Origin of the sequence: Serratia sp. CC22-02, assembly GCF_900182895.1 — a bacterium.
GTDB classification, from domain to species: Bacteria; Pseudomonadota; Gammaproteobacteria; order Enterobacterales; family Enterobacteriaceae; genus Serratia; species Serratia nevei.
This window is the reverse complement of the sequence record NZ_FXUD01000003.1, coordinates 35,148-48,843: the sequence shown is the minus strand read 5'-3', so window position 1 is coordinate 48,843 and position 13,696 is coordinate 35,148. Positions and strand designations below refer to the sequence as shown.

The following is a 13,696-nucleotide window of genomic DNA, read 5'->3' as shown; positions in this document are numbered from 1 at the left end:
CGTTCGATTATTCGGCCAAAGGCCTCACCCTGCGGGCCAGCGCTAAAGCGCTGTTCAACCCGGCGCCAGCGCCGGTTGTCCGAGTCCGGTCGCCCTATTTAGAGAACCCGCCTATGGCGGGTTTTTGCTTTTCAGGGCAAGGACTCGTCATCAAGCGACTCCTGATGATTGCAATTAGCCTCGTAACCACCGTCGCATCGTTCTATCGACCATCTCTCCTTGTAGCGTTAAACGCCTTTTTCTCATACGTTTCGCATGCATAAAAAATGAAAACACACTCAGGCAAAACAGTAATATCGCCAGAAAAAATAAACTCACTGCACCTTCCTTTGGTAACGCTTATTGACGCGCTTTATTTCTAAAAAACCACCTAACCAGATACCGGATCGGTATTATTCCCTAGGGTTATCTTTAGAACTGAATCCATAGCCCTCTCCGACCAGGATCACAAAAAAAGCAGGGAGGCATCCCTGCTTGTTAATATGAGCAATGACTACTGGCAAATAGCGGCATACTTTTTCATAAAGGGTGAAGAACAAATGGACTTCAACGTCTCGCTTTTGTCTTTTTCTTTCGGTTTGGCGGCGCCGTTGCTTTCTCCTGCACACTGCCCCGCATTTTGGCCGTTGCCGTTAATACATACGCCGACATTGCTGTTGCCGGCGCCGCTCCCGGTCCCTTCGTTTCCCGACACACCTTGGTTACCGTTGAAACCGGCGTGCGCGTAAGTCACCAGCATCGAGCAGGCGAGAATCAATGAAACAACTGTTTTCCCCATGAGCAGCTCCTGGAATATTAGTAATGAATTAATAACAAAAAAACATTCACAAAATGAATTTTATTGTTTATGTGAACTTAAAAAAGATATAGAAAAAATAATAAACGGAACATCCCTCATCGCGGTTAGGAATATTCTCCCTCATGTGAGAGCAACCAATAGATAAAGTCATGAGGTCGGTCCAGCATCATTTTGCTCATTATCGACCGTTTATGGCTGTGAATCGTTTTGACGCTAACGCCCAATACTCTGGCGGTTTGGGATTGATCCAACCCGCGCCGCAAATAGCCGATAACCTGCCGCTCCCGCGGTGTCAGCGCCTGGCTGGCAAACCGACATACCGGACCCGGATTGGCTAAGGTGTCCGTCAGCAGCGTAAAGAGGTATTTCACGTCATCGCTGCGATACAACACCCGGCTTGCTCGCCTAGTGACAACGTTTTGCCTTTCTTTGATGGTAACAATATATGCCCCCGCACAAGCCCCCCAACGCCGGACGCGTCTGGCTTGAGAGGTCAGCACAATGTCAGGTCGTTCACCGCTATCCACAGCCAGAAAACAGGCGATTTTATTATGCTGCTGAGCATATTTTGCAATGATTAGCCGCAAGCCGGCGGCGAAATAGCGATTCTCGTCATCGATGATGATATTTATCGGTTTCATTATTTCCCCTTCAGATAAATAATTAAAAACCACGTTACCGGATAAGATTTAAATAAGATAACTGAAGAACGTTTCGTTCCACGGCATTATCCTAGCGGTTACCACGACTGTACATGCCTGGTGCCAGGTTATTGGGCCAGCAGAACCGCAGCCATTCACCACTACCATACTGAAGCCCCTGATCACTGTGCACAATGGCGTTTTCTGCTGGCTTATACCAGACAGCAATCAGCAGCGTATCCACAGCCAGCACGCTTGAGAGAGTAAGTTTCATCAACCAGCCCACCACATTATGTGGCAAGAGATCGATAACCACGGTCAGATACGGTCAACTCTGCCAGGCTGGGCTTAAAAACAATCAATTCAGGCAGTGCTATCAATGACAGCCGCCCTAGAGAGCCGCGTGGCGCTATATAACCATATACAGTCTGTACTCTGTTTTTCTTCATGGCTATGGCAACCTAGATTCTGCTGCGCACTTACCAATTAGATATTTGGAATTATAGGTAAATATCCAACTATTCAATAATATGAGATTTGTAGCACTGCATCAGATGAGTAGTTACCGGTGTTGTTCAGAGTGCCACGGATGGTCGCTTTTATCCTTAGAGGTACACTCATCCCCGTGCCGATCGTAATAGCAGAACGCTCCATTATTCGATTATTGATTTCTATCACCACGTCATACCCATCTATTTTTGGGTTGTTCAATAGACTCCCGGTTAGTGTTGCAGTGCTATTGCATTCGACATTTCCCGAGGTGTTACCCGCTGCGTCAGTGATTCCCGCGGTGACTGCTCCGAGATCTAAGGCCCCAGGAATGTTGACAGTGCACTGAAGAGTGGGTTTTGGTACTGAGCCACACGAGGCATCTGGAGCGAGCACAGAAATGTTAATACCAACTGAGGGAATTGCTGCAAACCCGACACACATTTTCTCCCATGCTACTTGATTAATATATTTAGGTGACAGCCAGTTGGAAAAAGAGAAAGTACCAGACTGACCGTATTTTTTTATAAATAATTCAAATGCTTCTCTCCATGTGGTACCCGCTCGTATTCTAACTCCGTCTTTCACAGCACTCCCAATACATACGCCGCCACTATCACATAAATTTGCGCTAGGTCCCAATCCTGTTCGGGGTATTGGAGCAAACACACAGTCACTGTTGTAACAATTTGGAATAATGGCATTTTGTGCGGGAGATAGGCCGTTATCTGAAATTGCGTAATCGTAACGTATCTCGTAAACACTACCTACCAGATACGGTGTATTTGGCCCCACCCAAGATTCGTAACCATATGCCATAGAGAGTGGGGTTATAATAAATAAAAAGGCAACGCGGAGTATAAATGCACTCATTTCTCTATATCCTTGCGGTTTTCATAGTAATATTAGCCATTGGAAATCAAAAGCCGACATTACTCTTTTTTATTATCGCTAATCTCAGCAGCATTTCGTTTTCACTGACAAAACCAACCTCTGAAAAAACAAAATAAATGACATATACCTTCTTGCTTCAAGAATGGAAATTCTGTCACCTATTCAGGATGCTAGAATTTCTAATAGGTGTCTTTTTAATGCTATCCCCACCTCTTTACCTAACAGTTCTAGCTCGCATCACTGTAAGTTGGGAATATTAATTGCTTTATTCGCCAGAGTTACTCGTTCCATACACTATATATTCAGTGATTGATAGTTTGCAGATAGTTCACCCTACCACTTTATCGCCCCCCTCAAGTTGAAATCCACATCAACTCGTGACCGAGAGTAACCCTCCAAAATCCAAAACGCCTACCCAGACCTAGGAGTAACGCTCTATTTTTCGGATGTCACTTCAACCAGTCAGTCGTAACTCAGATGAAAATCGATCGTCGATTGATAACTTCCCGCTTGTAAAGGAGCTACGGTGCGTTCTGCCGCGATACGATAGTTCAGCACATTATCTCCCGGCGACAGCCAGAGAGGTTTACCGCGGCTCCCCAGGCGCACATCCTCATCGTGAACATCCAACATTCGCAGGCCCACGCCCTTCACGCCCAGTACTTTCACCAATTGTGGGTTATCTGCATCCGCCACAGCCCGGAAGCTTACCCGTACGGATGGTTGTGCCTGCGACCAACTGAGCATGCCTGAACGCTTGTCTCTGTTTCTAGCCGATGTACGCAGACAATCACGTAAACGCAATTTCACCACGGCCGGTATAGCACGTTCTCCCGGTCGTTCAAGTTGCCCTGTGGAAATTTCACCCAGCCAGATATCCTGCCTGGCGCTGTCCATCTCCAACCGACAGGCACTTTCGGTTAATGCACCTCGGACATACAATACACCATTGACGCCATCGACTTGCCAGTTGTCCATTGCTTTCGCATCAGGCAACAACCAGAATAGAGTCACGAGACTAAGAGGCATCATAAGTATCAGCCCACCCACCGCCGCGTAATAACGCAGCATACCGAACTGATACTCCCGGCCATACACGCTAACCTTTTCCCTTATCATGTTTTATCCTTATACTATTTATACTCAGTACAGCCCCCTTGAATTAGGAAACAAATCACTAACGCCCCTTACAATGGAATCTATTCATATTCCAAACTGAAAGTCGCAACGCCAGAAAAGGTGCCGAGGCCAATACTCCTTTGTGCTATTGCCTCCGGTTCACCCTGGACATACACCTGTAGTTGCACACTATTGTTTCCTTTGGTCAATGTAAAACCATGGCTGGATTTGTTTAATGGGACGGGTAAGCCCGCTATTGTTTCGATTCCCAACGCGATACCTTTAACCTGACTACCACCATCGGGTACTAGTAGCCCAGGCAAAGCCTTGCTTTCAGCCCCGTTAAAGGTCACCTTTACCGTTTTCCCTAAGCTCACATCACAATCCTGCAGCACGAGACTGAACGCTTTTCCAAGGGTACGACCATATGTATAGAGGTATTTATCAATCACTGAACCAAATTCCAGCCGAATGTTTTCGTCGCCAGGACGTAAAGTACATGGCTCTGCCACGAGTGCACCACTAAAACGCATGTTGTCCGCCGTTGAACAAAATACGCTTCCCCCTGTTAATAACAGCGCTCCCAACACATTTAGCCACGTGTGAGTTCTTCTTTTCAAACCCATATCTGTTCCCCTCCCTACGAACATTTCACGTGACTGTCCGTAATTAACACTGCCAAACTAGAGGTAATCCGCTTGCAATATCGCCGTTGCAGCAAATGCTCCTCCCGACAATTTCTCTCCGGGTTTTGCTATCGGTACCGCCTCCAAACGTGGTGGATTGGCTGGATCGATTTTGATGCTACTATTGAGCGTAAACGGCACATTATCCTGATAAATGCGAATGCCTAGATTTCCGTTATCAGTTTGTATCGCTGCCTTATCAAAATCAGTCGCGTTCCCTTTGAGGGTAAGAGACATTTTCCACGGTCGCGTTTCCGTTGAATCGCAATTAATACGGTAATTTACCGCTTGACGATAGTTAATACCGTCGACCTTGTTGACACCTACACGTTGACCGAAGTCCACAGCCACAACGCCGCCATCATTTATCCTACAAGGTGGTGGTGCACGTAAAATGCCCCTGATTAGGATATCCACTTGCTCTGCAGCTTGTGTAGTGGGGAAAAATATCATCATTGCGCATAACAAAATTATGGCTGAACTCGGTTTCATACACTCTCCAGGTTCATTGATAATCAACGCGCAACGTGGCAGATGCCGTAAAAACCCCAGTAATCAGAGTCACATCAGTTTGTTTAACCAACACTGCCTCTAATCTAGATAACTTGGGATACGTGAAATTTTGCCAGCTATTTAACGCGATACGTGAAGAGTCTTTCAAAAAAGCAATTCCCAAGCCGTTAACACTAGTCCGGAGTAAATTGTTGTCTATACCAAAAGATGTCCCGCCTACCAACAACCTCATGCTATTTTTTTGCGGGTGGCTACAAGTGAAGGAATACTCCAGCGAGGTTCGGTAATTACTGCCATCGATTCGAGTTGTCATCACTTCGTCACCAAAGTTGACTTCGATCGCCTTATTATCGTTAAGCACGCAGGGCGGAGCAAAAACAGCCACCTTGACTGTCATGGTCGAAGCCCCTGTCACCGGCTCGGCGAATAAAAGCCAAGAAGTCCCGCTCAGGAAAAGAATGCTTTTTAATTTTGCTAACCGCATCACTTTCTTCCCTTTTCCTATAAATCTATTCATGGTTGGCTCAAAAAACCGCTATCTCTTTGCTGATTGGCCGAATTAATTCACTTAGGAGCATTTCTCTCCGGCACCACCGTGCAGCTGTTGCCGCTGCAGCTGAAGGTCAGTTGCGGCCGGCCGCCGTAGTCGTTGATGTAAGTCAGCACCGGGCTGCCGCCGACGCTCCCCGCGCTGACCGTCAGCGGCAGGCTGCCCTTCGGCGGCACCATAAACGGTTCAAAGTTCTGCGGGCTCACCGCGTCTTTACGGCTGGCGGCATCCACAATGGTGACGTAGTACGGCGTTGGGTTGTTCACCACATACTTATCGCCCTGCTTGGTCAGCGTCAGCTGCTCCTGCCACGGCGCCGCGTTGCGTTCGGGGGCGATCGCCGGCGGGCGGTAGAACAGCTTGATACGCGTCTGCAGGGCGATCTGCAGCGAGTTCGGCTTGTTGCTCTTCGGCGGGATCTCGCGCAGATTGAAGTAGTACAGCGATTCCCGGTCCTGCGGCAGCAGCTTCGCCGCAGGCAGCGCCTGGATCTTCACCTGGCTCGGCTTGCCCGGCTCGATGCGTTGCACCGGCGGCAATACCGTCAGCGGGCTCTGGATCTTGTTGCCCTGCTCGTCCTCCAGCCAGCCTTGCGCCAGGTATGGCAGCTGCTTGTTCTGGTTGCTGACGCTCAGGCTCACCGACTGCACGCTGCCGTCGAAAATCACGCGGGTGCGATCCAGCGCGATAGCGGCATTCGCTACCGGGCTCAACGCGCCGGCCAGCAGAGAGGTGGTGGCCAACAGACTGAAAACGTGACGTGTGTTCATCATAAATACTCCTCAATTCAGTGTTCGTTGCCGCCGTCGCCCGCGCTCAGCGCATGGCACGGCAGCAGTAAATTCGTACTCAGCATATCTTGCGGCAATGGCGTCGGCATCTGTACCCGGCACTGCGCCGTGCCGCTCCAGTGCACAGTCATAGTCTCCCCGGCGTTGATGCCGCTCAGGTAGACGCTGCCGCCGTCGTTGACGATGCCGGTCTCTTGTTTACGCGCATTCAGCACCGTGGCGCCGAACGGCGGTTCGCCGCCGTCCGCCAGTTTGATCACCGCCATCGCCTTCTCCCCGGCGATCACCGCAAACTTGCGGTAGCCGATGGCGCCTTCGGTCAACGTCGCCTGCACCACCGATTTGGTGGCCTCGGCGTTATCGCCCAGCGCGTTCAGATCGATGCTCGCCTTGTTGCGGTAGTAGCTGTTGACGTCCGCCACCACCGCCTTGCCCCAGCGGTTGGTTGCCACGGTGCTGCCGTAGCCGCGCACCGGCACCCCAGCTACCCCTTCGGTATCCAACAGCAACCGGGTGCCGCCCGGCATGCCGATACGGTGCAGCGCTCCGCCTTCCGCCGTCAGCGTCATACCGCCCTGCGCGGAGAACCCCATCGCGCGGTAGCGATCCTGCTGATAGCTGGCGTTGGCGCTCACGCGCGCCGCGTCGCCGTCGCGGTTGTAATAGCCGCTCATATTGACCCCGCTACGCGCATTGCCGGTGCTGATCTGATAGTTGCTGCGTTCATCAATCCGGTCGTAGTACCCTACCCGGTTGGTGATGTCGTTGCGGTTCAGCGCCGCGTTATAGCTCAGGGTGCCACCGCCCCAAGGCACCGACAGCGACAGGTACATGCCGTCGTCGTTCACGCCGTTGTAGCGGTTGCGATAGGCCGACAGCGACAGGCTAAGGCTTTTAAACCGGCCGATATCGAAATAGCGCGCCATCGTCAGGTTGTAGCGGTCGTTGGCCGGGCGATCCCAATAGGTCTGGTGGTTATAGTTGAGGTACGCACTCAGCCCCAGCTCGCGCAGCTGCTGGTTATAGCTGATGGTGTACATCTCTTTGCTGTTGCCAAAGCGCCGCCCATATTCGCGTGCATCCAGGTATTCGCTCATGCTCATAAAGTTCTGCTCCGAGAAGCGGTAACCGGCGAAGGTCACCTGGCTGTCCAGCTCATCGAAGGTCTTCGAGTAGCTGACGCGGTACGAACCGCCGCTCAACGCCTCATCCTCCTGCGGCAATTTGGCGCGCGACTGGGTCACGTCGAACGACAGCGCCCCCAGCAGCATCAGGTCGCGGCCGATGCCGAGCGCCAGCGCGTTATAGTCGCCGCCCAGCAGCGCACCGCCGTACAGCGACCAGCCGTTGCTCACCCCCCAGGAAAACTCGCCGGTGCCGAACATCGGCCCGCGATAGCGATGATCCATATCCGAAGGCTGGCCGAGCGCCAGTTTGTAACGCACCGAGCCGGGCCGCGTCAGATAAGGAATGCTGGCGGTGTTCATCTTGAACGCCTGCACGCTACCGTCCTGCTCTTCCACTCGCACATCCAGTTCGCCGGACACCGCATCGTTAATGTCCTGAATGCGGAACGGGCCCGCCGCCACCTGGGTCTCGTACAGCACCCGGCCCTGCTGGCTGATGGTCACCTTGGCGTTACTCTTCGCGACGCCCACCACCTCCGGCGCATAGCCGCGCAGGTTAGGCGGCAGCATGTTGTCGTCGGAGCGCAGGCTCATACCGCCGAAACGGAAGCTGTCGAACAGCCCGGAGTCCAGATAGTCCTCGCCCAACGTCAATTTTGAGCGCAGCGCCGGCAGCGCCCGGTAGGCGTAGTAACGGCTCCAGTCCAGACGCTGCGTGGTGCTGCCCTGCCCACCGCCCGAGACGCGGTTCAACTGCCCCTGCCAGTCGGCGCGCAGACGCCAGGCGCCGAGGTTGCCACCCACCGTGCCGTTACCGCCGAGGCTGGCGCTGTTGCCGCCGCCCTGCAGGTTTTTTTGCGTCTGGCCGTTAACGCTGTAGTCCAGCAGCAGGCCGGGCACGCCTTCGTCCCAGCGCGACGGCGGATCCCAGTCCTCCGAGGTATACTCCAGATACGCCTGTGGAATACTGAGATACAACGATGACGTCGCCAGATCGCCACGCACCTCCATCCCCTTCAGGCTGGCTTCGTCCAGGCATTCATTCTGGTGCCACCAGGTCAGCTGCTTCATCAGCCCCTCCTTCAGCCCCAGCAAAGCCACCAGCGGCGGCGACAGGCAGGCACGGCTGCCGTTCGGATCGTCGTCCGGGGCGTAGAACGGCACCTGCTGCTCCGGCAGATCGTTCTTGTTCAGGTGCACCACCATGCTGTAACGGCCAGGCATGATGTAACCACCGCGGGAAAACTGGCTCAAATCGATATTTTTACGGTCGTTCACATCCAGCACGTCGGTGTTGAACTGAATTTCTTCCACCGCGCTGGCGTCGACCATCAGGCCGCCCAGCACCAAAGCCACGCAGGCGCTCAAAATATGCAAACGAAACGGCTTATCCGCAGGAAGAAACATCATATCCATAACCTTCTATCGATTAACTTTCCCTAAAACATCGTTCGCCTCAGTAATAATCCATTTTGAAACGTACCGATGAAAAATAACTTCCCGCCTTCAACACTTGTTTATTGCTTACCAGCGACATTGAAAAATTCAGCCGATAATTTCCCGGCAAAATATCAAGCGCCGGTAACGGCATGCCCGGGCGTGCGATATTTCCCGTCGAGTCAGTTATTCTTATCGCCAGACCGGAAACATCGCCATTAACGCTAAACATCCCCCCGTCATTGTGACCATCGAACGTCACCTGGAATTGCCGCCAATCCGGCAAATTGTTGTCCGCACGCTCCAGCACGCAATTAATTAGTTCAATACTGAAGGGCACCTCTTTTCCTCTTCCGTCCCGAACAATGTCCGCTACCGGGGTTATGCCCATCGCGATAATTTGCTCACGGCTCTCCGTCGCGATGGCGCAGGCAGTATCGATAATGGCCCCTTGCATATTGACGCGCCCCTGCCCTTGCACGGCAGAAATAGCCTTTCCCGCAAAGCAAATCAGCAACAGCAATAGGCAAATCGCCTTTATTCCTTTAACCCGAAACTCCATTTCCATCCCTTGATAAATAACGGTTTTCGGTAAATGGCATGCGGGTTGCCCCACATGCCCGATAATCACACGCAGTTCGTCAGATAACGATTACTGGTAAGCCAGGGTAAAGTCGGCAACGGACTGGAATTCGCCCGGGACGATTGCCGTGGTAGAGGCAGTGGCACCCTGCAGATAAGCGGCAAAGCTCAAGGTGTTGCTGCCGTTTTGCAGTTCACGCGCATTGGAAGGCTTGCCTAGCTCGATGTTGTTGCCCGCGCCATCGGTGATCGCGATGCCCGCACCCTTGGCAGTACCGGTAATGCCCAGCAGTTTTGCATCCACTGCAGAGGCTGAACCGGAGAAGGTCAGAGCAACGGTGTTATTCTTGGTCTTGCCGTCTTTGGTTTCAGTGATCAGATCGCAGTTCTCCAGTTTGATCTGGAAGTTGCGCGGAGTTGATTTACCGCCTTCTTTCAGCGCCACGTTAGAGATAGCGCCCAGCTCGACGGTTTGGTCCAGAGAATCAGGGGCGATCGAGCATGGTGCATCGATAATAGAACCGCTGAAGGTCACTTTACCGTGGCCCTGATCTGCTGCGTGCGCCACAGAGGAAACACCCAGAGCCATCACTGCGGCCAGCATAATTTTATTCAGTTTCATAGAAATCCCTTACATTCCTTAGTAAGCAGTGGAGTCAATTAAATCCATAAGAGTCACGTAATCAATGCTCCAGATATATTCGCGAGCATGATTTACGTGGCTAATACGCCGCGTTTTTGCGCTCCGTATCAGTGGGAACAAAGTTACACCGCAAAACCAAAAAATAAAATGTTATGTCGTTAAAATACAAAAACACAGGATTTTTATAAAAAATATAGGATACAAATAGATTTTAATACTGATAAATACCTTTTAATTATCGATATTTATTTTTAAAAACTTAGCAAGTAACAGACTAAATACCTCATTAATAGCGATATAGAGAAAAATCCGATTTACAAGCATTGCGAAGGATTGAAAAAAGCCATTTCAAGTCTCAGAATAATCTCTCGACAGGAAAGTTGCAGGTTATAAAAATGATTTTTATCATCAACAACAGTATCCTCTACAATGAGGAAGAAGGTACGCTGGCGCATATTGATAATGCCAACAATAAAGTAGCTTTACTTAAACCGACCAGCCGACTGCTATCGTTATTCATCAGAAATAATCATCAGCTTCTGCTACGTGAGCGGCTGATTAATGATGTTTGGGTCGAGCATGGGCTAAAAGCTTCAAGTAATAACCTGAATAATTATGTGTCCGGCTTACGTAAATCGCTGGCACAGTTCGGCATAGAAGAAATTATCGTTACCTATCCTCGACAGGGGTTTAAATTTAGCGCGTTGAGTATTCATAGAACTGATGGAGAGAAAGAGACTGATAATAAAGAGAGTAATATTGCAGAATCAGCGACGGTTGCATCGTCAAATAATACGGCCGTCAATCTTCGCCGCTTATTACAACGTCTGCTGATGATCGCCGCCGCCTGCCTGGTGCCTTTTGCGATCGTTATCCTTTACCAAAACAGCACGCGTATCAACGTCTACCCATTAGGCAGCTATGAGAATTGCCAGATATACAGTATGAGGCTGGGCAGCGGCAATGTGGATTATATTAAGCAGGTGATACGGCGCGCCGGGTTCAGCTGCCAAAAACGAGCGGATGTCTATTACTACGACAACATTCGCAATGAAGGTACCGAGAACACTGAACAGTGGCTCACGTTTTGCCCGCGTTCGGGTAACAGCCCGTGCATCAACAATTATATCGACAATAAACAGCCTTAATACTTTTGCCATTTATCCCCAGGGTCCGCAGATAAACGGCCCCCGGTGTCACCGGGGGCTATCCGCCAGATGCCGTGGCGCAGACGAACATCGGCCCGTAGTTGTTCACGAAAAGAAAGTGGTGCTTATCCACCTGTTCAATGTGCAGATGATATCGCCGCCCTTCCAGCGGCAGGCGCAGATTTAACTCAGGGGATTTCAGCGTGTCTTGCGGCATCCGGGTATTACTGACCACATTGAATATATAGTTGCCCCCCTGCCGGCGATAATCCAGCTCAAGCGCCCGATCGATGTTATACCTCACCTCGTTATCAAACAAACTGCCGTTGATTCGCACCACCGCGCGCCGCGCGCCGTCGGGCAGCACGCTGATCAGCAGAGCGCGCCGCAGCGTCTTGTCGCCCTGCTGGTTGCTCATCCACAACACCGCCCGGCATTCCGGCACCTGAGGCTTTAAAAACAGCAGGTAGACGGAGACACCGCAGCAAACCAACGCCAGAGCGGCCAACAGGCCGTAGCAATAGGTACGGAAAAAACTACAGCCCCGTGCTTTCATAGAAGTTCTCGCATTGCACTTCGCCCGTCGCCATTTTTCCCGACGGACAATAATAGAAATAAGAGGCTCTGACCTGCCCTGTCGTGTTTGGCGTTATTGACGGGGTGTCGTAATAGAAGATGGTCGCCGGCTCACTGCATTTGATATGATTTTTTTGATCCAGCATCTGTTGCAGATGCGCTAAATCCACCTGATTAGGGCCGACCTTGTGGTAGGAAGTGATAAATTTCACCTCACACTGGCCAATTTTCCCCACCGTGGTGGTGCTAATTGCCGGATAGCCGGAATCTTGCCAGGCCCAAATGCTCCCAATCATCGCCACGATCAACAGCACACTCAATGCGAGAACTTTCAATCTGTTCCACCGCCCCGGCACAGCGGAAGATGATGCCACTGGGGCCGGGGCAGGCTGTTCTTCGCTTGTCGGCAACGCTGTTGCCAAACTGTCCGCCGTCTTCAGCTCGCGAGCGGTAAACATAAACCCCTGCCGCGGCAGGGTGACGATGATCTCTTCCTCGCCGAGCGAAGAGAACGCTTTGCGCAGAATCGAGATGGTGTTGTTGAGGTTGTTGCCGGAAGCGACCTGGCCATGCGCCTCCCACACCTGCATCAGCAGCGTTTCGCGGGAAAGCACCAGATTATTGTTGCGCACCAGGGCGGAAAGCAGGCGGTTCAGCGTGGCCGTCAGCGCAATCGGCGGAATGTCGTCATGCAGCGAGATCAGCTCCGATCTATCTTCATGATATTTAATATTATTATTAATTATATATCTCATAATTCCCTGCGCGATAAACTGGTTAACGCCCATTAGCCCCTATCAAACGTGGCAATATTAGCATAGCGCAAATGATAAGAAAATTCTTAACAAAAAGAATAAAATACAATAAAAACAAATACATATTCAATCACGCCATACAATTCACAGAGTGAATTTTGCAGCCTTTTTCTAATTCAATGCACGCATAAAGTGGATTAACAAACTGAGCATAAATAAAAAAACCCGCCATAAGGCGGGCCTGATCAACGTCGGAAAATACTCAGCGCAGGCGGCGAATTTGCCGGTCTTGCCAGCCGGCGAACAGCAGCAAACCGCATAGCGCCCCGAGCAGCGCGCAGAACATGTCGGACTGGGTATCCCACGGATCGCCCTGGGTGCCGAGAAACTCGTCGGCACCCTGGCCCAGCGCCAGCGCCGCCCACCACTCGATCAGCTCGTAAACGGCGCTGATGGCCAGCGCGATGCAGCAAACCACAAAGCCCAGCATCTTGCGCCCCTGCACATAGCCGCCGCGCAGCAGGATCTCGCGCGCCACCAGCGCCGGCACCAGCCCCTGGAAAAAATGCCCCAGTTTGTCGTACGGGTTGCGGCCAAGATCCAGCCACTGCTGCACCTCAAACCCCAGCGGCACGCGGGCGTAACTGTACATGCCGCCGAAAATCAGGATCAGCGCATGGAAGAAAATCAGCGTATAGAGCAGCGGCGTCAGCGGATAACGGCGATGGGTCAGCCACAGCAGCGGCAAGGCGATCAATACCGGCGCCACCTCCATCAGCCAGGTGGTGCGATCGTAAGGGCGGATGCCGCTGTGGATCAGCGCGGCCAGCAGCAGCAGGGTGATAATGGACAACAACAGCGGGGTGCGCGAGGCGGGCATAACCAACGTTCCTTCGGGTTAACGGATCAATGCACTCTTTATACCGCAGATCCTGGGGCGAAAAAA

General features: G+C 51.7%; 16 protein-coding genes and 1 pseudogene. 2 read left to right on the top strand and 15 right to left on the bottom strand.

Annotation, left to right across the window (positions count from 1 at the left end):
- A partial coding sequence (locus QOL81_RS12125; RefSeq protein WP_283439854.1) for a hypothetical protein occupies window positions 1–263 on the top strand: 263 nt, incomplete at its 5' end.
- Window positions 264–493: 230 nt separating this feature from the next.
- On the opposite strand, the gene QOL81_RS12120 is transcribed toward QOL81_RS12125, so the two are convergent.
- The 12 genes and pseudogenes from QOL81_RS12120 to QOL81_RS12065 all read right to left on the bottom strand — a co-directional run bounded on the left by QOL81_RS12120 (window position 494) and on the right by QOL81_RS12065 (window position 10,250).
- Window positions 494–778 carry a hypothetical protein gene (locus tag QOL81_RS12120; protein WP_283439853.1) on the bottom strand — a complete coding sequence of 95 codons (285 nt, stop codon included), beginning with the start codon at window positions 776–778 and terminating at the stop codon, window positions 494–496.
- Between the two features lie 125 nt (window positions 779–903).
- Window positions 904–1,440, bottom strand: a complete 537-nt coding sequence (locus QOL81_RS12115; protein ID WP_283439852.1) for a helix-turn-helix transcriptional regulator — start codon at window positions 1,438–1,440, stop codon at window positions 904–906.
- Between the two features lie 97 nt (window positions 1,441–1,537).
- A pseudogene (locus QOL81_RS25800) lies at window positions 1,538–1,765 on the bottom strand (DDE-type integrase/transposase/recombinase); the annotation flags it as partial.
- A 197-nt stretch (window positions 1,766–1,962) separates the two neighbouring features.
- A complete protein-coding gene (locus tag QOL81_RS12105) occupies window positions 1,963–2,802 on the bottom strand; it encodes a hypothetical protein (RefSeq protein ID WP_283439851.1) in 840 nt (279 codons plus the stop codon).
- A gap of 483 nt (window positions 2,803–3,285) precedes the next feature.
- Window positions 3,286–3,942 carry a fimbrial protein gene (locus tag QOL81_RS12100; RefSeq protein WP_283439850.1) on the bottom strand — a complete coding sequence of 219 codons (657 nt, stop codon included), beginning with the start codon at window positions 3,940–3,942 and terminating at the stop codon, window positions 3,286–3,288.
- 80 nt (window positions 3,943–4,022) lie between these two features.
- Window positions 4,023–4,568, bottom strand: a complete 546-nt coding sequence (locus QOL81_RS12095; protein ID WP_283439849.1) for a fimbrial protein — start codon at window positions 4,566–4,568, stop codon at window positions 4,023–4,025.
- Between the two features lie 57 nt (window positions 4,569–4,625).
- The gene (locus QOL81_RS12090) at window positions 4,626–5,120 is read right to left on the bottom strand and encodes a fimbrial protein (protein WP_283439848.1); all 495 of its coding nucleotides are present in this window, start codon (window positions 5,118–5,120) and stop codon (window positions 4,626–4,628) included.
- Window positions 5,121–5,133: 13 nt separating this feature from the next.
- Window positions 5,134–5,658: a fimbrial protein gene (locus QOL81_RS12085; RefSeq protein WP_283439847.1), complete on the bottom strand. Its 525-nt coding sequence runs from the start codon at window positions 5,656–5,658 to the stop codon at window positions 5,134–5,136.
- A gap of 47 nt (window positions 5,659–5,705) precedes the next feature.
- A complete protein-coding gene (locus tag QOL81_RS12080; protein ID WP_283439846.1) occupies window positions 5,706–6,464 on the bottom strand; it encodes a fimbria/pilus periplasmic chaperone in 759 nt (252 codons plus the stop codon).
- Between the two features lie 14 nt (window positions 6,465–6,478).
- Complete coding sequence (locus QOL81_RS12075; RefSeq protein ID WP_283439845.1) at window positions 6,479–9,019, bottom strand: outer membrane usher protein; 2,541 nt, start codon at window positions 9,017–9,019, stop codon at window positions 6,479–6,481.
- A gap of 46 nt (window positions 9,020–9,065) precedes the next feature.
- Window positions 9,066–9,608: a fimbrial protein gene (locus QOL81_RS12070; RefSeq protein ID WP_283439895.1), complete on the bottom strand. Its 543-nt coding sequence runs from the start codon at window positions 9,606–9,608 to the stop codon at window positions 9,066–9,068.
- A 90-nt stretch (window positions 9,609–9,698) separates the two neighbouring features.
- Window positions 9,699–10,250 (bottom strand): fimbrial protein, encoded by a 552-nt coding sequence (locus QOL81_RS12065; protein ID WP_283439844.1) that lies wholly within the window; start codon window positions 10,248–10,250, stop codon window positions 9,699–9,701.
- Between the two features lie 416 nt (window positions 10,251–10,666).
- Between QOL81_RS12065 and QOL81_RS12060 the strand changes: the two genes are divergently transcribed.
- Entirely contained in the window at window positions 10,667–11,419 is a 753-nt protein-coding gene (locus QOL81_RS12060) for a winged helix-turn-helix domain-containing protein (protein WP_060425217.1), read from the top strand.
- A gap of 58 nt (window positions 11,420–11,477) precedes the next feature.
- On the opposite strand, the gene QOL81_RS12055 is transcribed toward QOL81_RS12060, so the two are convergent.
- The 3 genes from QOL81_RS12055 to QOL81_RS12045 all read right to left on the bottom strand — a co-directional run bounded on the left by QOL81_RS12055 (window position 11,478) and on the right by QOL81_RS12045 (window position 13,630).
- The gene (locus QOL81_RS12055; protein WP_060425214.1) at window positions 11,478–11,975 is read right to left on the bottom strand and encodes a hypothetical protein; all 498 of its coding nucleotides are present in this window, start codon (window positions 11,973–11,975) and stop codon (window positions 11,478–11,480) included.
- Window positions 11,956–12,783: a transcriptional regulator gene (locus QOL81_RS12050; RefSeq protein WP_283439843.1), complete on the bottom strand. Its 828-nt coding sequence runs from the start codon at window positions 12,781–12,783 to the stop codon at window positions 11,956–11,958. The genes QOL81_RS12055 and QOL81_RS12050 overlap by 20 nt, the downstream gene beginning before the upstream one ends.
- 229 nt (window positions 12,784–13,012) lie before the next feature.
- A complete protein-coding gene (locus QOL81_RS12045; protein WP_060425212.1) occupies window positions 13,013–13,630 on the bottom strand; it encodes a DUF2238 domain-containing protein in 618 nt (205 codons plus the stop codon).
- Window positions 13,631–13,696 lie beyond the last annotated feature (66 nt).